The sequence below is a fragment of the Snodgrassella gandavensis genome (assembly GCF_914768025.1).
GTDB classification, from domain to species: domain Bacteria; phylum Pseudomonadota; class Gammaproteobacteria; order Burkholderiales; family Neisseriaceae; genus Snodgrassella; species Snodgrassella gandavensis.
In genome coordinates this window covers 67,613-88,151 of the sequence record NZ_CAJZCE010000004.1, presented here as the reverse complement: position 1 = coordinate 88,151, position 20,539 = coordinate 67,613, and the positions used below count along the sequence as shown (strand labels likewise).

The 20,539-nt window shown below is 45.1% G+C and carries 14 protein-coding genes; 6 read left to right on the top strand and 8 right to left on the bottom strand.

Annotated elements, in window-relative coordinates; all coding sequences use genetic code 11:
- Nucleotides 1–68: 68 nt before the first annotated feature.
- Complete coding sequence (yccS, locus tag MJ764_RS04585) at nucleotides 69–2,201, bottom strand: YccS family putative transporter (protein WP_239325032.1); 2,133 nt, start codon at nucleotides 2,199–2,201, stop codon at nucleotides 69–71.
- A 129-nt stretch (nucleotides 2,202–2,330) separates the two neighbouring features.
- Complete coding sequence (locus tag MJ764_RS04580; protein ID WP_239325031.1) at nucleotides 2,331–4,022, bottom strand: glutamine--tRNA ligase/YqeY domain fusion protein; 1,692 nt, start codon at nucleotides 4,020–4,022, stop codon at nucleotides 2,331–2,333.
- Between the two features lie 1,428 nt (nucleotides 4,023–5,450).
- Between MJ764_RS04580 and MJ764_RS04575 the strand changes: the two genes are divergently transcribed.
- The 3 genes from MJ764_RS04575 to MJ764_RS04565 all read left to right on the top strand — a co-directional run bounded on the left by MJ764_RS04575 (nucleotide 5,451) and on the right by MJ764_RS04565 (nucleotide 7,761).
- Complete coding sequence (locus MJ764_RS04575) at nucleotides 5,451–5,825, top strand: hypothetical protein (protein ID WP_239325029.1); 375 nt, start codon at nucleotides 5,451–5,453, stop codon at nucleotides 5,823–5,825.
- A 465-nt stretch (nucleotides 5,826–6,290) separates the two neighbouring features.
- Nucleotides 6,291–6,776: a hypothetical protein gene (locus MJ764_RS04570; RefSeq protein ID WP_239325028.1), complete on the top strand. Its 486-nt coding sequence runs from the start codon at nucleotides 6,291–6,293 to the stop codon at nucleotides 6,774–6,776.
- A gap of 43 nt (nucleotides 6,777–6,819) precedes the next feature.
- Complete coding sequence (locus tag MJ764_RS04565; protein ID WP_239325026.1) at nucleotides 6,820–7,761, top strand: SHOCT domain-containing protein; 942 nt, start codon at nucleotides 6,820–6,822, stop codon at nucleotides 7,759–7,761.
- Nucleotides 7,762–10,002: 2,241 nt separating this feature from the next.
- On the opposite strand, the gene MJ764_RS04560 is transcribed toward MJ764_RS04565, so the two are convergent.
- Both MJ764_RS04560 and MJ764_RS04555 read right to left on the bottom strand, forming a co-directional pair.
- The gene (locus MJ764_RS04560) at nucleotides 10,003–10,779 is read right to left on the bottom strand and encodes a DUF3304 domain-containing protein (protein WP_239325025.1); all 777 of its coding nucleotides are present in this window, start codon (nucleotides 10,777–10,779) and stop codon (nucleotides 10,003–10,005) included.
- A 478-nt stretch (nucleotides 10,780–11,257) separates the two neighbouring features.
- Nucleotides 11,258–12,034, bottom strand: coding sequence for a DUF3304 domain-containing protein (locus MJ764_RS04555; RefSeq protein WP_239325023.1), 777 nt, complete (start codon nucleotides 12,032–12,034; stop codon nucleotides 11,258–11,260).
- Between the two features lie 256 nt (nucleotides 12,035–12,290).
- Between MJ764_RS04555 and MJ764_RS04550 the strand changes: the two genes are divergently transcribed.
- Nucleotides 12,291–12,446: a hypothetical protein gene (locus tag MJ764_RS04550; protein ID WP_239325021.1), complete on the top strand. Its 156-nt coding sequence runs from the start codon at nucleotides 12,291–12,293 to the stop codon at nucleotides 12,444–12,446.
- A 67-nt stretch (nucleotides 12,447–12,513) separates the two neighbouring features.
- Here MJ764_RS04550 and MJ764_RS04545 read toward each other — a convergent pair whose 3' ends face one another.
- Nucleotides 12,514–13,302 (bottom strand): DUF3304 domain-containing protein, encoded by a 789-nt coding sequence (locus tag MJ764_RS04545; RefSeq protein ID WP_239325019.1) that lies wholly within the window; start codon nucleotides 13,300–13,302, stop codon nucleotides 12,514–12,516.
- Between the two features lie 255 nt (nucleotides 13,303–13,557).
- Here MJ764_RS04545 and MJ764_RS04540 point away from each other — a divergent pair, with 255 nt between their 5' ends.
- The gene (locus MJ764_RS04540; RefSeq protein WP_239325018.1) at nucleotides 13,558–13,794 is read left to right on the top strand and encodes a hypothetical protein; all 237 of its coding nucleotides are present in this window, start codon (nucleotides 13,558–13,560) and stop codon (nucleotides 13,792–13,794) included.
- On the opposite strand, the gene MJ764_RS04535 is transcribed toward MJ764_RS04540, so the two are convergent.
- Nucleotides 13,783–14,559 (bottom strand): DUF3304 domain-containing protein, encoded by a 777-nt coding sequence (locus tag MJ764_RS04535; RefSeq protein WP_239325017.1) that lies wholly within the window; start codon nucleotides 14,557–14,559, stop codon nucleotides 13,783–13,785. The two genes, MJ764_RS04540 and MJ764_RS04535, sit on opposite strands and share 12 nt — an antisense overlap.
- 289 nt (nucleotides 14,560–14,848) lie before the next feature.
- Between MJ764_RS04535 and MJ764_RS11450 the strand changes: the two genes are divergently transcribed.
- The gene (locus MJ764_RS11450) at nucleotides 14,849–14,971 is read left to right on the top strand and encodes a hypothetical protein (RefSeq protein ID WP_275415251.1); all 123 of its coding nucleotides are present in this window, start codon (nucleotides 14,849–14,851) and stop codon (nucleotides 14,969–14,971) included.
- Between the two features lie 66 nt (nucleotides 14,972–15,037).
- Here MJ764_RS11450 and MJ764_RS04530 read toward each other — a convergent pair whose 3' ends face one another.
- Nucleotides 15,038–15,820, bottom strand: coding sequence for a DUF3304 domain-containing protein (locus tag MJ764_RS04530; RefSeq protein ID WP_239325016.1), 783 nt, complete (start codon nucleotides 15,818–15,820; stop codon nucleotides 15,038–15,040).
- Between the two features lie 319 nt (nucleotides 15,821–16,139).
- Nucleotides 16,140–20,336: a T6SS phospholipase effector Tle1-like catalytic domain-containing protein gene (locus tag MJ764_RS04525; protein ID WP_239325015.1), complete on the bottom strand. Its 4,197-nt coding sequence runs from the start codon at nucleotides 20,334–20,336 to the stop codon at nucleotides 16,140–16,142.
- Nucleotides 20,337–20,539: the final 203 nt, after the last annotated feature.

Below are 20,539 nucleotides of genomic sequence, written 5' to 3'. Positions count from 1 at the left end.
ATTATTTTATTTTAGACAGACTTTTAAACCGCCCACTCTACAAGTCATAGTGCCATTAGCCTGTAGGTTCAGGTATCGGCCGGTAGAGCCTGCCGATACAACGGTAACTGCACATGAATCCGCTGCAATTGCCGCCATAACACCTTTTCCACCACATCATCATCCGGCTGTGGCTTGTGCACCTTTAACAGCTCGCCAACGGCCTCCCATTCAGCCTGAAACACAGAATAACCAGCGTTTTGCGTCATCAGCTCTGCCAGACTACCAGCAATCGTACACCAGTGCTGTACCCGCTCCGGCGTCAACAGCGGCTGCACACGGTCTACCTGTATCCGAATCGCACCCAGTGCAGAAATACAGCTAAGCAGCACATAATTCAGTTGCAACAAAGTTTTACCCTCAACCAGATGCTGCCCGTAACGCCTTGGTTCCAGCGACATATCCGCCACAGTATTACTCAACATAGCGGCCAGCTCATGCGCATTGCGCCGCGCAGCACGATAAACCACATCATCACAGTGCCCGTTCTGAAACTGTTGTGCCACCTGCCGCAGATAAACAGCATCACTGCATAAAGCACGTCTGGCAATCCGCCCCAGCGTCAAATAGCGCCAGTCCGGCCACAGGCACGATACCGCACACCACGCCAGCACCGAGCCCAGAATCGTATCCACAAAACGCGACAGCATTGCCGACTGCGTATCCATACCAATAATCGCAAAGCCCACCAGTACCTGCACCGTAATAAAAAAGGTAGAAAAACTGTAACGGCGTAGCCTGAATGCGAAAAACAGCACCGTACTCACCACCACCACAACCAGCCGGCCAGCCAGCGTAGGCACAAAATACGGTAATACCGAACCCACCAGCACACCAAGCAGCGTACCCATTATCCGCTGCTTCAAGCGAGTAGTAGTTGCCGAATAGTTCGGCTGGCACACAATCACACCCGTGAGCAAAATCCAGTAGCCCATCTTCAACTGGCCGCTTTCAACCACCACACAAATCACAGCCGTTAGAATCGCCAGCCGGATTGCATGACGCATCACATTCGACTGCAAAGTAAAATGCGTCTTTAACGCCGGCAGAATATCGCGTATCCGTTCAACATCCTGCCCGGCAATCTGCATATCGCCAGCCTCCTGTTTAGCACCGGCAGCCTTTACCTGCTCCAGCCAGAGTAATTGCTCATTAATCGTTAGAATATTTGCAATTAGCTGCTGCAAACCCGGCGTATCCTCATCCGTACCATATTCAGCACAATAACGTGCCACCGCCTGCTGCACCCCTTCACCAGCACGCTGAAGCACTATATTAAACACATAGGGCTTATCCTCATGCAGACACTCACTCATCTGCTGGCAAGCCTGCGCCTGCAACACAATCAGACGCTGAATCCGGTAAATCAAATCCGAGTGCGCCAGCCTATGCGCCAGCGTCACATAATCCACATGGCGCGAACTAATTCGCTCATGGATATTCTGTGCTGTCAGATAATATTGCAGCAACGTCCCGATACCACGCTGACGGTGCTGCCGGCGCAAGCGATAAAACAGCGCCGCACGGCAGCGGTTAAACCCATCAATCACGGCCGTATTCTTCATTGCCAGCGCCAGCTCCCTTTCCGAGAGCAAATCGGCCTCATCGGGGTCAAAAAACTGTGCTTTCACCAGCATATAGTCTGCCAATCTGGCAAAAGCACCAGCCAAATTGTCCTGTACCGGCCGGTTTGGAAACAACAGATGCAGCACCAGCGTACATATACTAAACAGACACGTACCACAAACCAGCATCAGCGGATTGGTATACCACGGCAAATGCGGCAAATAAGTCAGCACCGTATACAGCATCACCAGCAGCGTACCAAAGGCAATCGTCCGGTAACGCACATCAATTGCACCCATCATCGTCATACTGAATGCCGCCCACACCATCAGCAACGAAAACCCCAGCGGATGCCCGAATGTCCACTGCACCGCCGTAGCTGCAAGCGAAAAATGCACCAGTGTAAAAAACAGATTGCGCAAACGGCCGGTGAAACCATCATCCAAATCCACCAGCCCGCCAGCAATAATCCCCAGAAACAGCGCCGTACTCTCTGCCGTATTGCCCGTATACCATACCCACCATGCTGCCAACACCATACTCAGCAGCATCGGTAAATTAGCCAGATAACCAGCACGCACCGGAATTACTCGCATCACACCGCCTCTAATCACCAGAAAATACCATTCAATTCATTTTAACAAGCCAGCGAATTACCCAGCCAAATATTTAACGTAAAAAAGCCGGCCATAAAAGGCCGGCTTTCTGCACAAACACAAGCACCATTACTTCTTCTCTGCCTGTGCCTGCCACGTATCACGCAAAGTTACCGTGCGGTTAAATACCGGATTTTCCGCACTGTGGTCATAGCGGTCAGTCACAAAATAGCCCAGACGCTCAAACTGATAGCGCGTTTCCGGTGCCAGCGTATTCGCTACTGGTTCCACCAGCGCATCAATTTCCGTTACCGATGCCGGATTCAGAAACTCAACAAAATCACGATACTGCCCATCATCACCACGCACTGCATCAGGGCGTTCAACCGTAAACAACCGGTCGTATAAACGCACTTTAGCCGATACAGCATGCTCAGTAGACAGCCAGTGAATAACCCCTTTCACCTTACGCCCCTGCGGCTTAGACGCAAGCGTATCGTGGTCTATCGAACATTTCAGCGATACCACCCGGCCAGATGCATCCTGCACCACTTCCTCACACTTAATCACATAACTATAGCGCAGGCGTACCTCACCACCCAGAGTCAGGCGCTGCCAGCCTTTAGGAGGATCAAGCGCAAAATCATCTGCTTCAATATAAATCGTTTCCGTCAGCGGCATCAGGCGCTCACCCATTTCCGGATGATGCGGATGAAACGGCGCCTCACGGCTTTGCGTTAACGCCTCATCAAAATTAATCAGCTCCACCTTAATCGGATTGAGCACCGCAATCATCCGTGGTGCCACACTTTCCAAGTCTTCACGAATCGCGCCTTCCAGCACACTCATGTCCACCACATTTTCACTCTTGGAAATACCCACCCGTTTGGCAAACAGGCGCAGCCCCTCCGGCGTATAGCCACGGCGGCGCATCCCCGAAATCGTAGGCATGCGCGGGTCGTCCCAGCCAGACACATGATCCTGCACCACCAACTGATTGAGCTTACGCTTCGAAGTAATCGAATACAACAGTTCCAGCCGGGAAAACTCATACTGATGCGGATGATGCGCAATTTCAATATTTTCCACCACCCAATCGTACAACGGCCGGTGTGCTTCAAACTCCAGCGTACACAGCGAATGCGTAATATTTTCAATCGCATCTGAAATCGCATGCGTATAATCATACATCGGATAAATTACCCATTTATCGCCGGTACGATGATGATGTACACGGCGAATACGGTAAATCACCGGGTCACGCAGATTAACATTGCCCGCCGCCATATCAATTTTCAGCCGCAGCGTTTTACTGCCATCCGGAAACTCACCATTACGCATACGCGCAAACAAATCCAGATTTTCCTCAACCGTACGCTCACGATACGGACTATTTTTACCCGGCTCCGTAAGCGTACCACGATACTGGCGCATTTCCTCCGCATCCAAATCGTCCACATACGCCTTACCAGCCTTAATCAGCTCCAACGCATACTCATACAGACGCTCGAAATAATCCGAAGCAAAACGCTCTTCATTCCACTGGAACCCCAGCCACTGCACATCTTCCTTAATCGAGCGCACATACTCATCCGATTCCTTCTCAGGATTCGTATCATCAAAGCGCAGATTACACAAACCATCATAAATATAGGCCAAACCAAAGTTCAGACAGATAGATTTAGCATGGCCAATATGCAGATATCCATTTGGTTCAGGAGGAAAACGAGTCATCACCCGCTGACATTTCCCGCTTTGCAGGTCATCCTCAATAATAGAACGTATAAAATGATTATCGGCAAACTGATCTTTATTAAGCATAGTTATTCTGAATGTGTGCAAAGGCGTTTTTCAGAATTGAAACTCCAGAAAACACCAACTAAAAGGTTATAATTATATACCCAACTTATATAAGAAATATACAATTATACTAAACAAAAAAAGTATTAAATGATTTAGCAATAGTTAAGTAAATACCAAACTAAATCAAGTAAAACATAAAAAAAATTTACCAATTACTAAAATTTAATAAAAACCCGGCAACACACTCAATTCAATCCGCCTTGCAGGAAACGAATAAAATAAGAAACGAATAGCTACAAAACAATCATAATTAACAATTATATTGCTTCATCCTTGAATCTGAGCAGCAAATATTTCCCGGCAACAATGGCCAACTATTCAGAAACTCACCTTATTCAGCGATAAAATTTTTTGGCTACAAATAGCTGTAGGACAAAATTTATACAACACATTACCCTGCCTCCAGATACCACTATTCGGATTACCGGTGTTCAGCAACATTCAACCATCCTGTAAACAAACATTACCACCAGAATACTGTCTAGACCATTACCGGCATTCACCGCAAATCACCGACTATCTCCGCATCAAACACCAAAGCCTGCTCTGCTTGTACCGGTAACCAATCACAACATAACAGCCAAATCCCCAAACTTACTTCATAGCGTAACCAACCACAGAACAGAGCAACACATAGTGGTAACGATTATTCCAAGCAGAACAGCATAACGAGGCCGCTTAAATCCAACGTCTCCGTCACAACAAACAAAGCTATGTGTAATAGCACTACCGGCAACGTGCATATAATCGAAAAACAGCCGTCAGCTAAAAAAAACTCAGTAAAAAACATAACAGCGTAGCTGCCGAGATTTAACAGAGTTAACTGGGCGATTTCTCCACAAAACATCTTAACTTAATGAGCGCAAGAAACCGCACAGGGGCAACATATCCCCCCGTCACTGAATACAACTCAAACACCATAAGACCGATAAATACAGACAAGGAGCAAAAACAAAATTTTAGACAAAAGAACTGGAAATTAGGCTGATTACAGAGTCTATTCCAAAGATAATTTAGCTCAAGAACAGATTAAATTTCATCAACAAAATATATATATATATACTAAAGTACATCCTACAAAACAAAAGACGAGTTATACAGCAGATAAAATCATGCTACTCATACCCATGAATAGCGCAAATAAAATAAAAAATCATACGCGCGCAATTGGCATAGCCAACGGAGCAGCAAAAGCCCAACACATGTAGCCAACAATCAACAAAAATTTAGTTAATCTGTAACCCATACTAACAATAGCAAACATGTTAATATTAATAGACAAAATCTTGACGTTAAAACATCATCAAGCACAATAAATGTGCCATACCATAGCCGCAATAAAAGAAACACAAAACTACATATTTAACCAGCTTGAGAATCAACGACATGCAAAAACTATTGATAACTCTTTTACTTCTACCCTCTTTAGCAATAGCAAAAGATTATAAAACAATCATAACTGGTAAAAAACTAACCTATAAAGACCAAAATTGCGCAGGAGTAGCTTTTTCAAAAAATGGATCATATGCATTTATCTATGCAGAACAAAGCGCCAAGTGTTTACCTAATTTATCTTTACGCGTTAAATGGCTAAATAACAATACCGTCATGCTAGTAGAGAGGAATAAAACCGCAGCAAATGCTCCTCAAGTTATGGTCATGCAATTTAAATCAATAAAGAAAAATAAAGCCACAGTCAAAAATATTTGGGCAGGCTGGGGAGATCAACCAGACCAGATTGAAAAATACACAATCAAATAACTAATCAACCAGCACCCCCAATTTTACCTTACCTACTCAGAGCCTCAATCACATCAACTGCCCTAGTTTTCATCGCGCAAAACGCCAGATTTTCTGCTGCTGCCAACTCGCAAACTTATCACAAACCAGCAACACATAAAGGCAAAATTATCATCGCAAAAATACCGCTTCCAATCCAACATTTAAAGGCGAAAAGTAGCCAGCAATGCGCCTTAATATCCCACGATCAACATAAAAGCCAGTCCTGAAAACAAAACAACCAAAACAGAAAAAATGTTAACTTTATACAACTTTCTGCTGAGAAATAAAATAAGCTATATAATCAGTTAACGCTTGCAAATAAAGAAACAGTTATCACTCACTTTTTTGATTTATTTAACCTTTTTAAGACACGCCATACAACAAAAGCACTATGCACCATTAGTAGCGCACAGTTTGGAAAATAGATTTAAATTGGGAAAGCAAATGAAAAAACCACTAACTCTTTTCAGCTTATGCATCAGCTCCTATGTTTGCGCAAAAAGTCCACAATTGCAGTACATAAAATCAATGTATCAAAAAAGCGTAAAACTCAAAAGCCGTGAAACCAATAATAGCCCAGATTACTATCTAAAATACCTTGATAGAAACCTAAGGCAAATATATGCCAGAGATAAAAAGTACAGTGAAATCACCGAGCGTACCGCTTGCATAGACCATGATATATTATGGCAGAGCAACGATTTCAACCCTAAAGCCAAACTAACATTCACACAACCAAATGCAGCAAAGATTAAAGTAAACATAGGCACAACAACAGGATCAAAAAAACACACAGTTGCTTATCAGGTTCAATGCAAACCAGACAATAATTGTCAAATTACTGAAATATTTGAGCACGGCAAACCTTTTACGAAAAAAACGACAAAATGTACCAATGATTTTTATCGTCGTTATATCAAAAAGCACTAATGCCAATCTTCGTAGCAACTTAGATATTACATAAGGAGTCTATATGTCTAAGCCATCTCTAACAAATGAACTTACTCGCCTGTATGAATTGTTGGAAAAAGGAGCAATAACAAAAGAAGAATACGAAGAGCACAAAGCTTTACTGTTAAGCCAAGCCCGTGCTACTTCCTTTCCTAACGACGAATACAGCAATCCCGCTCAACCCAAACCAGCAGAAGAAAAGCCGCAAATCATCATCAACCAAAGTACCTCAGCGGCAGCATCATCTAGCGCAGCAGTCATAGCTAAAAATGGAGGCTGCGTGAAAACCACCTTAGCGGCACTTGGTTTTTTAGTTATTATTGCCGTACTTCTGCAAACATGCTCTGGCAACGAAAAGACAACACCAAACACCCCTGCACCAGAACCAGCTCAGAATATCGCCAACACAGATAATCAGAAGACTGCACAGGAAAACATACAGGCTTTATTACAAAGCGCACTACAAGAGAACACCGCAGCAAATAACGAAATCAATACCGTATGGACAGACATGGATGCCGACGTGCGCAATTACTTAAAGCCTCAGCAGCTCACATGGAACCATGAAAAGAAAAAACAGTGCCAAGCCAACGAATACTCAACACCTGAGCAAAACCAAATAGCTTATTTAAACTGTGAGACAAACATAACGCGCACACGCATTCTCGAACTTCAAGCTCAGAAAAACCAGATTTACACAGAAATAAAAGAAGCGCAACTACAGAAAGTAAAACAAGAAGCAAAAGATTCATTAGAAACACTACATACAACATGGGATACCATACCAGAACCCATTAAAGACCAGTTAAATTCAAACTTCAAAAACTGGACTGAGAGTGCCAACAAAGAATGCAATACAGCACAGCCGGCTGATACCCAAGTGCAGACAGATATCAACCGACATACCTGCATAACAAAACTGGCAAAAGCCAAGATTAAAGAGCTTCAAGGATACAAAATTTAATCTTGCTTGCGTCACACAATCAACCACACTAATAAATAAACATCTTGAATTATCAAGCTTATTAGATATTGCCATCATTTGTAGCAAAGATTTTTATCTGACTTTTTATTGAAAGTATAGTCTGAAAATAATATTGGATAGGAACATCAACAATGATATTAAAATTGCAGTAGCACAGTTTAGTCCGGTTAACAGAAATATGGAAAGAAACATATAGCACTTATAAAACTAGCTATAAACAAACGTATTGATGTTATTATTCTTCCTAAATTATCTTTAACTGGACATAAACTATATTTATCGAAAAATCTTTGACTTACTAGAAAAGATAAAAGATTACCTGTATTTCAAAACTTATCAGATAAATATAAAATAAATATTATCATAGGTGTACCTATACTCAATGAGATTGCTGACACAAAAAACGGTCTATTTACTATTCATCCTTATACAACTATCACACAACATAGCAAAATACATCTACACCAAAGTGAAACTAAGTCTTTTTCTCCAGATAAAAGAGAAACTATCTTTGATTGTAAAGGAACATTTATCGGACTAACTATTCGTGCAGATATAACCAAAGATATACATCCACAAAATATCGCAAATAAAAGAGCATCAATATAATTGTGCTCCATGCTTATCACTTCTAATCAATATGATAAACATACAAAAATTATGCACAATTATGCCATAAACATAAATTAATTACAGCTATAGCGAATTTTTTCAGGAGATACCCGTGGATAGAAAGCTATAGCGAAAAGTGCTATTTCGAATGCAAATAAAACATTGATCGCTGAAGCTTTAAAAAATGTTGCTTCCATTGTTGTAAGTATTAAAGAAAACAATATATAGAATACAAAAGTTATCACCCAATACTCCATAATCATATATCAAACCAGCCTAGTCTCGTGCCAGAAAATATATCTAGTTGAAGAATCTCAATTTAAGAAAGAAAAATTTGCACCAATCGTTGTTTATCAACAAAGTGTTTTTTATTTAAAACGTCCCTAAAATTGAAGATTTTATTACATAGAGAGCGCTGCAATTCAAGATTAAATGTGCCAATAAAAGAATTGCGCCCTAGATTTATTAACCGATTTTTAGACTACAGCAAACCAGCTATACTGGCTTTTTCATTGAAGTAAATCATACTGCCATTAAAACATTCCGAATGTACCAAACCTCAAAGACCTCAATCGCTGCTACTAATACACAGATAAGCATAGCAGACGCATCATTGACAATGCTATATTTAATAATTACTGGGCATACTCAATGAGTACAGCATCCCGATACTACCGGCCGATAACCTCCTATCCATACAATAAATAATATAGCAAAGATTGCGCAAGCATCCGTCCGAAAAGGCTTATTTACCTATTACAACAAAATTGTTAGCCCGTATCAGACTATCGTTCAGCGATCCAAGGGAGCAAGTGATACTTTAGCCAGCAATAATCACCATCCGGCTGATATCATCCGCATAAACACCGCACTACACACTAGTCCTACTACAGATTATCAATCATTACATCATTCAGGCCTGAATAGTACAGAATATTCTGTCAGCCAACACCGTAAACCAAAGGAGCAACAGAATTAGCGTAAACAGAAAAAACCAGCAGAAAGAAGCGGCCAACACATATCAGCAGCAGACTTTCCGCACTGATAAAATAGCCATACCAAAAGCAGCCAAGCCAAAACACCCAATATCGAAAGCTGCAACAAAAAAACGGCATAACCACACTGCCATAGCAGCCCAATATACATTATTACCCTTATCGCCTGAATTATCCTTGTCGCAGTGAACAACATCAGCTAAAAAACACCACTTTCCAATCAAAAGAATTAATAGCCCGCCACCCCATAAACAAACTGGCTACCCCACTCAAAGCAATATTATGCATAGCTACCGGCTACATAAAAATTAGCAAAAAACGCAAATTAACCAATAAAATCATTATATTAATATAATAATAACATTTGTTACACACAAATCTGCCATGCCAGAAAATCGCTCAGCATAAACCGTATCTTTGACCAACCAAAATTTTCAGCCCGAAAACCCTAGCTAATTGATATAAAATTAAAAATCCAGATAAAAACCACTAAAAACAGACAATATACCAACATTAACCACATCTGAGCCTCGCAACATATAATCCACACCAATAGACAAGTAGCCAGCCAGCACTTTCCGCCAGCAGGCTTGCTTATAATAGCGTTTAAAGTTTACTTGCTTGATACGGGGAATTTGCCCTGCTGCTGCAATTCCTGAATATATTCGGGCAGGATTACCTGCGGAATATTTTCACGTTCTTTCTTTATCGCATCCAGCTTGGCTTTATTGCGCCGATAATCGGCCATAGATTTAATTGATGGGCGTGGGGTACAAAGTTTCTGGCTTTTGGCAAACAGCTTGTAATGCATGGGAGTATCTTTGCCCTCTTCTACCGTACCATAAGTAATGTAAAGCTGATTGCAGGCCAGAAAATGGACGGTGATATTTGCTACCTTGCCAAAATCATCGCCGGCAAATGCTGGAGGGGGAGGTAAAGGAATAGTTGCTGAATGATATTCATTATATTGACTGATTATCCGCGATTGCTCTTCATTAAAAACCAGCCCAGGCATATTTAATACTTTTGGTCGCCAATCGGGATAAGGTAATACTTTCCAAGATACTCTAATTGTCATCCCTGGCTTCCATTTGGCTGGTAGATAAGCAGCGCCACAGGTGGAGCCACCACCATAACGTTTTTTTCCAATATCTTCAGGGTTAATTGGCGATGTATTAGGTATACAACCGCCATTTGCACTACCGCCACCAATATCAACAAAATCATAATTTAAAGCTTCTACCGGCGCGGCATAGGATTTGTTTTTGCCGGAGGTTACACCAACAAATGGCTCAAAACCACCACTACATGAGCTGATGGCGGTGGTGGCAAGCAATAAACAGGCTAGCTTAAGCAGTTTAGGGATGGTTGCCGGGGATGATTCAGGCATTGGTTGCTCCTTTACTCTGGCTGATATTGGAATTATTTCTTACTATGCTGTTTGTTGCTTAGATTAAATTTTTTAATCGCTAGCGCTGGCTATTGTCAGTTGCTCATCTCTTTTGATGTTAATTATATATCAATATTTTACCCAGTTATAAGCTGTGTGCAGAAACGTTGTTTATGCGCATATACCTTATAGCTAAGCAGCTAGATACCGGTATGATGCTGCGTATTTTGGCTGGTTTGCGCCATACTATTGTGTATTGAGGCCTAAAATCAGCTTTGGTGCGGAACAATTGGCTTTGGATAGGCGGCTATGGCTGGCTAGGGAAGAAGTGAAGCCGGCACAAAAGCAGCCCAGCAGACGGGCGTGGCGGGCACGGTGTCAGACCAGAGGCGCAAGATTACAGAATGCCTAGTGACGGAAATAGACAAAGCGGCCGCTGCGAAAATACAGACGGCCGGCGTTGCTAGGTATGCGGGATTTACTTGCTTGATACAGGGAGTTTGCCCTGCTGCTGCAATTCCTGAATATATTCGGGCAGAATTACCTGCGGAATATTTTCACGTTCTTTCTTTATCGCATCCAGCTTGGCTTTATTGCGCCGATAATCGGCCATGGATTTAATGATAGGCCGTGGGGTACAGAGTTTCTGGCTTTTGGCAAACAGCTTGTAATGCATGGGAGTATCTTTACCCTCTTCTACCGTACCATAAGTAATGTAAAGCTGATTACAGGCCAGAAAATGGACGGTAATATTCGCTACCTTGCCAAAATCATCGCCGGCAAATGCTGGAGGGGGGGGTAAAGGTATGACTGCGGAATGATGCTCTTCATATTGGTCTATAGCTGCTGATTCTTTCTGATCAAAATTAACCCCTGGTAGATTTAACATTCTAGGTAACCACTCTGGATAAGGTAAAACTGTCCAATAAATCCGTGCGGTCATACCCGGTTTCCATTTAGCCGGCAAATAGGCAGCACCACAGGTAGAACCGCCACCATAACGCTTTTTTCCAACTTGGTCACTATTAACGCCTGAAGTATTAGGAATACAGCCACCATTAATGCTGCCACCATGCACATTTTCATAGTTGTATTCAAGTGCTTCAACTGGCGCGGCATAGGATTTGTTTTTGCCGGAGGTTACGCCAACAAATGGCTCAAAGCCGCCGCTACATGAGCTGATGGCGGTGGTGGCAAGCAATAAACAGGCTAGCTTAAGCAGTTTAGGGATAGTTGCCGGGGATGATTCAGACATTGGTTGCTCCTTGACTCTGGCTGATATTGGAATTATTTCTTACTATGCTATTTGTTGCTTAGATTAAATTTTTTAATCGCTAGCGCTGGCTATTGTCAGTTGCTCATCTCTTTTTGATGTTAATTATATATCAATATTTTACCCAGTTATAAGCTGGGTGCAGAAACGTTGTTTATGCGCATATACCTTATAGCTAAGCAGGTGAATACGGTATGATGCTGCGTATTTTGGCTGGTTTGCGCCATACTATTGTGTATTGAGGCCTAAAATCAGCTTTGGTGCGGAACAATTGGCTGTGGACTGGCGGCTATGGCTGGCTAGGGAAGAAGTGAAGCCGGCACAAAAGCAGCCAGGCAGACGGGCGTGGTGCGCACAGTGCCAGACCAGAGGTGCAAGATTACAGAATGCCTAGTGACGGAAATAGACAAAGCGGTCGCTGCGAAAATACAGACGGCCGGCCGTTGCTAGGTATGCGGGATTTACTTGCTTGATACAGGGAATTTGCCCTGCTGCTGCAACTCCTGAATATATTCGGGCAGGATTACCTGCGGAATATTTTCGCGTTCTTTCTTTATTGCATCCAGCTTGGCTTTGTTGCGCCGATAATCGGCCATGGATTTAATCGATGGGCGTGGGGTACAGAGTTTCTGGCTTTTGGCATATAGAGCAAACTGTTTTTTTACTGATTCGCGTGAATCATCATCCAAAGTACCATAATCAATATATATCTGATTGCAGGCCAGAAAATGGACAGTAATATTACTTACCTTGCCAAAATCATCGCCCATTGATGATGGAGGGGGAGGGGGAGGCAAAGGTATAACTGCTGAGCGGTTTTCAGCATATTTAACAATAGTTCGATACTCACTTTCATCAACATTGACACCGGGTAAATTTAATCCCTTGGGTTGCCAATCAGGGTAAGGTAAAACTGTCCAATAAATCCGTGCGGTCATACCCGGCTTCCATTTAGCCGGTAAGTAGGCGGCACCACAGGTAGAACCACCACCAAAACGGTGTTTACCTATTTCATTATCTTCTACCCCCGATGTATTAGGTATACAGCCACCATTAATACTGCCACCATGAACAGTTTCAATTGTATAGTTCAATGCTTCTACTGGTGCAGCATAGGATTTGTTTTTGCCGGAGGTTACGCCAACAAATGGCTCAAAGCCGCCGCTACATGAGCTGATGGCGGTGGTGGCAAGCAATAAACAGGCTAGCTTAAGCAGTTTAGGGATAGTTGCCGGGGATGATTCAGGCATTGGTTGCTCCTTGACTCTGGCTGATATTGGAATTATTTCTTACTATGCTGTTTGTTGCTTAGATTAAATTTTTTAATTGCTAGCGCTGGCTATTGTCAGTTGCTCATCTCTTTTGATATTAATTATATATCAATATTTTACTCAGTTATAAACTGTGTACAGAAGGGTTGTTTATACGCATATACCTTATAGCTAAGCAGGTGAATACGGTATGATGCTGCGTATTTTGGCTGGTTTGCGCCATACTATTGTGTATTGAGGCCTAAAATCAGCTTTGGTGCGGAACAATTGGCTGTGGACTGGCGGCTATGGCTGGCTAGGGAAGAAGTGAAGCCGGCACAAAAGCAGCCCGGCAGACGGGCGTGGCGGGCACAGTGCCAGACCAGAGGCGCAAGAATACAGAATGTGCCTAATGGCAGAAATAGGCAAAGCGGCCGCTGCGAAAATACAGACGGCCGGCCGTTGCTAGGTATGTGGGATTTACTTGCTTGATACGGGGAATTTGCCTTGCTGCTGCAATTCCTGAATATATTCGGGCAGGATTACCTGCGGAATATTTTCACGTTCTTTCTTTATTGCATCCAGCTTGGCTTTATTGCGCCGGTAATCGGCCATGGATTTAATCGATGGGCGCGGGGTACAGAGTTTCTGGCTTTTGGCAAACAGCTTGTAATGCATGGGAGTATCTTTGTCCTCTTCTACCGTACCATAAGTAATGTAAAGCTGATTACAGGCCAAAAAATGGACGGTAATATTCGCTACCTTGCCAAAATCATCGCCAACAAATGCTGGAGGGGGAGGTAAAGGTATGACTGCTGAGTGGTTTTCTCTATATTGCCTAATAGTACTTCTTTCATTTTCATCAAAATTAACCCCTGGTAAATTCAAAACTTTAGGCTGCCAAGCAGGATAAGGTAAAACCGTCCAATAAATCCGTGCAGTCATACCCGGCTTCCATTTAGCCGGCAAATAGGCGGCACCACAGGTAGAACCACCACCAAAGCGTTTTTTACCTACTTCATTATCTTCTACCCCTGCTGTATTAGGTATACAACCGCCATTTGCACTACCGCCACCAATATTATCACCTGTGTAATTTAAAGCTTCTACCGGCGCGGCATAGGATTTGTTTTTACCGGAGGTAACGCCAACAAATGGCTCAAAGCCGCCGCTACATGAGCTGATAGCAGTAGTGGCAAGCAATAAACAGGTTAGCTTAAGCAGCTTAGGGATGGTTGTCGAGGATGATTCAGACATAGGTTGCTCCTTGACTCTGGCTGATATTGGAATTATTTCTTACTATGTTGTTTGTTGCTTAGATTAAATTTTTTAATCGCTAGCGCTGGCTATTGTCAGTTGCTCATCTCTTTTGATGTTAATTATATATCAATATTTTACTCAGTTATAAACTATGTACAGAAGGGTTGTTTATACGCATATACCTTATAGCTAAGCAGCTAGATACCGGTATGATGCTGCGTATTTTGGCTGGTTTGCGCCATACTATTGTGTATTCAGGCCTAAAATCAGCTTTGGTGCGGAACAATTGGCTGTGGGCAGGCGACTATGGCTGGCTAGGGAAGAAGTGAAGCGGGCACAAAAGCAGCCCGGCAGACGGGCGTGGCGGGCACAGTGCCAGACCAGAGGCGCAAGATTACAGAATGCCTAGTGACGGAAATAGACAAAGCGGCCGCTGCGAAAATACAGACGGCCGGCGTTGCTAGGTATGCAGGATTTACTTGCTTGATACGGGGAATTTGCCCTGCTGCTGCAATTCCTGAATATATTCGGGCAGAATTACCTGCGGAATATTTTCGCGTTCTTTCTTTATCGCATCGAGCTTGGCTTTATTGCGCCGATAATCGGCCATGGATTTAATGATAGGCCGTGGGGTACAGAGTTTCTGGCTTTTGGCATATAGTTCAAACTGTTTTTTTACTATCTCAGGCGCATTTTCCTGTCTGGTACCATAATCAATAAATATCTGATTACAAGCCAGAAAATGGACAGTAATATTTCTTACCTTGCCAAAATCATCGCCAGCAAATGCTGGAGGGGGGGGTAAAGGTATGACTGCTGAGTGGTTCTCAGTATACTGCATTATGGTTTGATATTCATTCTCATCAAAAACCAATCCTGGCTTATTCAATACTTTTGGTCGCCAATCAGGATAAGGTAAATCTGTCCAATAAATCCGTGCGGTCATACCCGGCTTCCATTTAGCCGGTAGATAGGCGGCACCGCAGGTAGAACCACCGCCATAACGTTTTTTACCTACATCTTCAAAGTTAATAGCCGATGTATTAGGTATACAGCCACCATTAATACTGCCACCATGAATATTTTCAAAAGTATAGTTTAGTGCCTCAACCGGCGCGGCATAGGATTTGTTTTTGCCAGAGGTTACGCCAACAAATGGCTCAAAGCCGCCACTGCATGAGCTGATAGCAGTAGTGGCGAGTAATAAACAGGCTAGCTTAAGCAGTTTAGGGATAGTTGCCGAGGATGATTCAGGCATTGGTTGCTCCTTGACTCTGGGTTATCATTAGATTATTTTTTACTGGGCTATTTACTGCTTAACTTAACCATTTTAATGTTCAGTAGTAATGTACCGCTGTATTTGTAGTTTCAGCTTACAGCTTTATCTTCTAATTAAATATCAATAATTTACTTAATTATAAACTGTTATGCCGGATAGTGCACGTTTTGTTGTGCCTGCCGCGCCGGCTGCGGTATACCCATAGCGGCCAGCTAAAATAAAACGCCATTGCACCGGTATGGATACAATGGCGTTGATACGAAGTCGGCGTTAATGATACGCGGGGTTTAGATTACTGCTAAACCAGCCAACTTTGCAAGACTTTTTTTATTAATTCAAGCTTTTGTGGCGAAATTGTCTGTAGTTGTGGCGGAATGTCACCTGATTGCAACTGTTGCAGCAGGCGGCTGATTTCCGGCTGGCTGCGACTGGCGATGTTTTCCGGCAGATACTGATTGATTTCCAACTGGCCAAGGCCGAGCCGGTTTAGGGCTGACTGGCTTATCTGTTCCACCGCCTGATCATAGATATCGCCGCTGCCGTTGTGGTAAAAGGCCTGTGCCAGAGCTTGTGGTTCCTGCGCGCCGCTTTCAAGCAGGGTGGCGCTGGTTTGGCTGCTGCGGCTGAGGTTTTGCTGGTACTGGCTAAGCTGCTGGCGCAGATGCGCGGCCAGACTCTCTTTGCTGATGTTTTCCAAGCCGGGCGGCTGCATCAGGCTGGTTTGCGGCATATCGGCCAGTGGGTCGGTATATACCTTCATGCCCTGCTGGAGTGCTGTCTGGAGCTGCGGTTTATCGATGCTGCCGGCCTTGGCCTGCTGTACAGCAGCTTGCAATTGCTGCTGATTGCTGCTTACCTTATCCAGCATTTTACTGAGCTGCTGTGCCTGCTGCTGCACTTGCGGGCTGGCTGAGGCCAATTGGTCGAGTTTTCTTTGCTGCTCAAGCAATAGCTCGCGGATTTCATTCAGATTTTTGATGGTTTCATCGCTATTCTGAATAATCTGATCTAAGGTTTTATCGGCAAAGTCTTTGTCTGTCCAGCGTGGCTGCTGGGCGTATTCGTTCTTAATCTGTTCGAGTGCGGTTTGCATGTCTTTGCTAAACTGGCGCAGCTTTTCCAGATTTTTGCTGTTGGGCAGAATTTTGCCGGTATCGGGGTCGATGGCCAGTGCTTCGTAGTCTTTGGTAAGCATGGTCCAGGCAGCTTTATCCGTTTCGGTAACAAACAGCTCGGGGTTGTTGAGGCCAATCAGGATGTAGGCAGGGTTGCCGTATTTCACGCCCATATAAGCGCTGCGGGCAATACCGGCAATGCCAACGACGCGCTCGGCCAGCAATACCGGTGACAGCGGCTTATTGGAAAAGCCGCCGCTAAATACAAGGCGGTGGGCAAAATAGCTGGTAAAGGGCTCGCGGCTGCTGAGGGCAGAATCATGCATAAACCAGGCACGCGAGTCGTGAATCTGGTTGTCAAAAATCTGCACCATATGCGGATAGGTGGCGGAATATTTTTCTGCATGGATTTTCAGGCGTTGCTGCAAGACCACTCTGTCGCGCATATCAGCCTGCTGAAGGCGCCGCCAGATGTCTTTGGCGGTGTTGGCTAGCAGATCGGCACCGAGCATGTGCTGATAGCGCTGGCGCAGTATGTTGAGCATTGCACCACTAATCAGGGAGCCTTTATCGGCATTCGCCCACATATCTCTGATTTCATATGATGAAAATTCCCACGGCTGGCTACGCTCTTTGTCGCCCGCCGCGCCGGCCGGATGCCGCTGCTCCACAAAGGTGTGAGCCAGTGGCGGAATGGGCAGCGGATTGGCTGGTGGCTCCGGCGTTTTGAGCTTGGCAGGATCAGTGCCGAAATACAGGGTATCGCCATTATTGTGGATATCCTGATATTCGGCGGCTTCGTCGTCGTTATTGAGCATATACATGCTGCCGGCAAATGTGGTGGAAACCAGAAAGCCGGCCGACAGGATGTTTTCCAGATGGAATTCATGCAGATAATCGGCCTTGAATTCCTTGGCGCCTTCGATTAAATCCCAGCCATCGTTGCCGGCTACATAATTTTTATTGATGATGCCGTCGAGAAATTTGCTGCGCTCGGCTTTGGAGATGCTGTCAAGCCCGGCCTGTTGCCACAGCTCATCATTATCCACCACGCGGGTATCCGGCAGATTGCCCTTACCGGCTTCGTTGGCCTCTTTGCGCCCCTGCCCAATCAGCTTGGTGCGGCTTTTTTTGGTGTCTTTATTTTCTTTTTCGCCCACACTGCCATCCGCAGTAAGCGGCAAGCCTAGATAGCTCGCATAGCCAGCAATACCGGAGCGTACCCAGCGCAAAATGCGGTAGGCGGTGAAATGGTGAATCTGTTTTTGCAGCGCGGTACTGATATTACTGGTTTCCAGCGTTTTCAGCCAGCCATTGAAAAGTTCAACCATTTCAGATTGTACGTCAAATTCTCTCGCAGTAACCTGATCCATTATTTCATATTGTTGTAATTTAAAACGTGATTGCTTTTTTATATCCTTTGCTAATTTTGGATGGTCAGGTAAAACTTGCAAAGGCATGCCATGCTGCCAGCAACGTGCATACATATCATGCAGGGTAATCTGTGCCAGTACATATCCCATACCGTAGTTGCTTTTAAACTGCTCGCCGGGCGGATAGCCGCCACCGATATCGGAGTGCACGCCTGGATAGACATATTCCTTAAAATTGCCCTTGGGATAGCCGCCATCGACGCAGATGCTGTCAACGGAAAAGCTTTTGCGCTGCTCATGGGCAGAAACAAACTGGTAGCAGTTTTTAACAAAACCGGCGCTGCCAGCGCGCTGTAGGGACATGGTACGGTGAGCCCAGGAGCAGTGGCCGGTAACCATGGCCACCAGCGGCGACATACCTACAGTGGCCACGGTATCAAACAGGCCACACATTTCGATATAGATGGGAATACCAAGCAGTTTAAGCTCAATACCCTGATAAGGCTGCTCGCCATCGGGGGCAGTAGCGGCTTTATCTTGGGGCGCTGTTTTGGGGGCGGCAGAACGCATGGCGGCCGCCTGCGCCTGTACACGCTGGATGGCGGCCTTATCGGCAGCACTGTTTACCGGGCTGGCAGGCGCAGCAGCGGCTGGCTGTTTGTCGTTATCTGCTGCATCCTGCTTGGCCTCTGCTGCGGCTTCAGCAGCGGCGGCGGCCACAGCACGATTGTCCTGCCGCTGATTGATGCGCGCCTGCGCCTGCTGCGCCTGTAACTGCTCTAATTGAGCGCGGGCGGCGGCATTTTCGTCGCGGTCGAGCAGGTAATCAAGCAGCCAGTTGATAAAGGTACGCGCTTCGGCGGCGCCACGGGAAAAACCAACCACATACAGCTTGATGGCTATGGGCAAGGGAGCGGAGCTGGGGCGCTGCAAGGTATTAAGAAAGCTATCCAACTGCACTTTACGCCCGATACGGCAATCCATGCCTTTGACCATTTTCTGCGCGGCAGCTAAAGATAAATCTTTCTCATTAAATAGTTTGCAAATACCCAAGCTATCGCAGATGCGGGTTAAAGCCCAGTTAATACGCGCCTGACCATATTTAGCCAACGCTTCGCCAAGCATTTTTGGATTATCATCGCCGATTTCCTCAAAGCGGGTACCGACGCCCTGAATATAATGTTTAAACCAGCCGTTTTCAATCATTACCTCGTCACGATTATTATCGCCCGGCCGGCCACCAGCACCCATGCAGGCATGATAGAGGCGCGCCACATTGGTGGTACGCGGATAGGTGTAGGCCGGTATCAGCTTGGCCTGCTGAGCGGCGGCGTGCTGGAGCGGATCAAGCTGCTCGGCAGTAGGCGGAGTGGCACCGGAGACCACGCTATCGGCTTTTTCGTGGTTGTTGGTACCATCAAAGAAGAAGCTGATTTTGAGTATTTTCTGGCAAGGCTTAGCCTTGGTGCGGTCGATAAAATGGTTGTCTTTGCGATTGTCGTGAATGCTATTGATGGATGCCGGCAGGCGGCCACCGGCAGCGGTGGGAAATTCATCCGGCTTGAGTATGCCCGGCCATTGAAATTCAACTGGCTTGATGGCCGGCATATATGGCGCAGCCAGCTCTTTAAACTTTGTTTCCAAAGTTGCTATTGGTGGCGCGGCAGGCAAATCGGGTATGGTTGGCGGCGTGTTTTTACCCGGCTGCTGGCCAGCGGGGGGCGCCGGCTTTTTTTTGGCCGAGTCTGGTTTTTTGGGGCTGGCGGCGGGGGGGCGATTGGCAGCATCGGCGGCCTGGGCATTATCATAAATGCCATAATCATTCTGCTCTACTTTATGGCCGGCAGTAATGCCATCAAGGCTGATGGTGTGGTTATGCGGATTATTGGGCGAGGACTTGAGCCCGGCTGCCGGTTTGCCGGCGGGAGCGCCCGGCTTGGTATCCGCTGCCGGTTTATCGGCCGCAGCCGGCGGTACTGGTTTGTTATTATCGTCTTGTTCAGCCATGGCGAGCTTCCTCTTTCACTCATTTATACAAAAAAAGCCGGGCAGCCGGCGAGCGGCACTACAAGCAGGCAGGTAATAACGGTGTTTTGCCGGCATAGCCAGTTGCGCACAGTGCCCGCCTGCCCGTGGAATTTCAGCCAGATATGGCTGCTAAGCCAATGCTTTAGATACAGTTGTCATCAGGGTATATTAACATATTTTAT

What these genes read in the sequence shown, in the direction of transcription:
- yccS (WP_239325032.1), bottom strand. Translation starts at nt 2,201, where the DNA reads ATGCGAGTAATTCCGGTGCGTGCTGGTTATCTGGCTAATTTACCGATG.
- MJ764_RS04580 (WP_239325031.1), bottom strand. Translation starts at nt 4,022, where the DNA reads ATGCTTAATAAAGATCAGTTTGCCGATAATCATTTTATACGTTCTATT.
- MJ764_RS04575 (WP_239325029.1), top strand. Translation starts at nt 5,451, where the DNA reads ATGCAAAAACTATTGATAACTCTTTTACTTCTACCCTCTTTAGCAATA.
- MJ764_RS04570 (WP_239325028.1), top strand. Translation starts at nt 6,291, where the DNA reads ATGAAAAAACCACTAACTCTTTTCAGCTTATGCATCAGCTCCTATGTT.
- MJ764_RS04565 (WP_239325026.1), top strand. Translation starts at nt 6,820, where the DNA reads ATGTCTAAGCCATCTCTAACAAATGAACTTACTCGCCTGTATGAATTG.
- MJ764_RS04560 (WP_239325025.1), bottom strand. Translation starts at nt 10,779, where the DNA reads ATGCCTGAATCATCCCCGGCAACCATCCCTAAACTGCTTAAGCTAGCC.
- MJ764_RS04555 (WP_239325023.1), bottom strand. Translation starts at nt 12,034, where the DNA reads ATGTCTGAATCATCCCCGGCAACTATCCCTAAACTGCTTAAGCTAGCC.
- MJ764_RS04545 (WP_239325019.1), bottom strand. Translation starts at nt 13,302, where the DNA reads ATGCCTGAATCATCCCCGGCAACTATCCCTAAACTGCTTAAGCTAGCC.
- MJ764_RS04535 (WP_239325017.1), bottom strand. Translation starts at nt 14,559, where the DNA reads ATGTCTGAATCATCCTCGACAACCATCCCTAAGCTGCTTAAGCTAACC.
- MJ764_RS04530 (WP_239325016.1), bottom strand. Translation starts at nt 15,820, where the DNA reads ATGCCTGAATCATCCTCGGCAACTATCCCTAAACTGCTTAAGCTAGCC.
- MJ764_RS04525 (WP_239325015.1), bottom strand. Translation starts at nt 20,336, where the DNA reads ATGGCTGAACAAGACGATAATAACAAACCAGTACCGCCGGCTGCGGCC.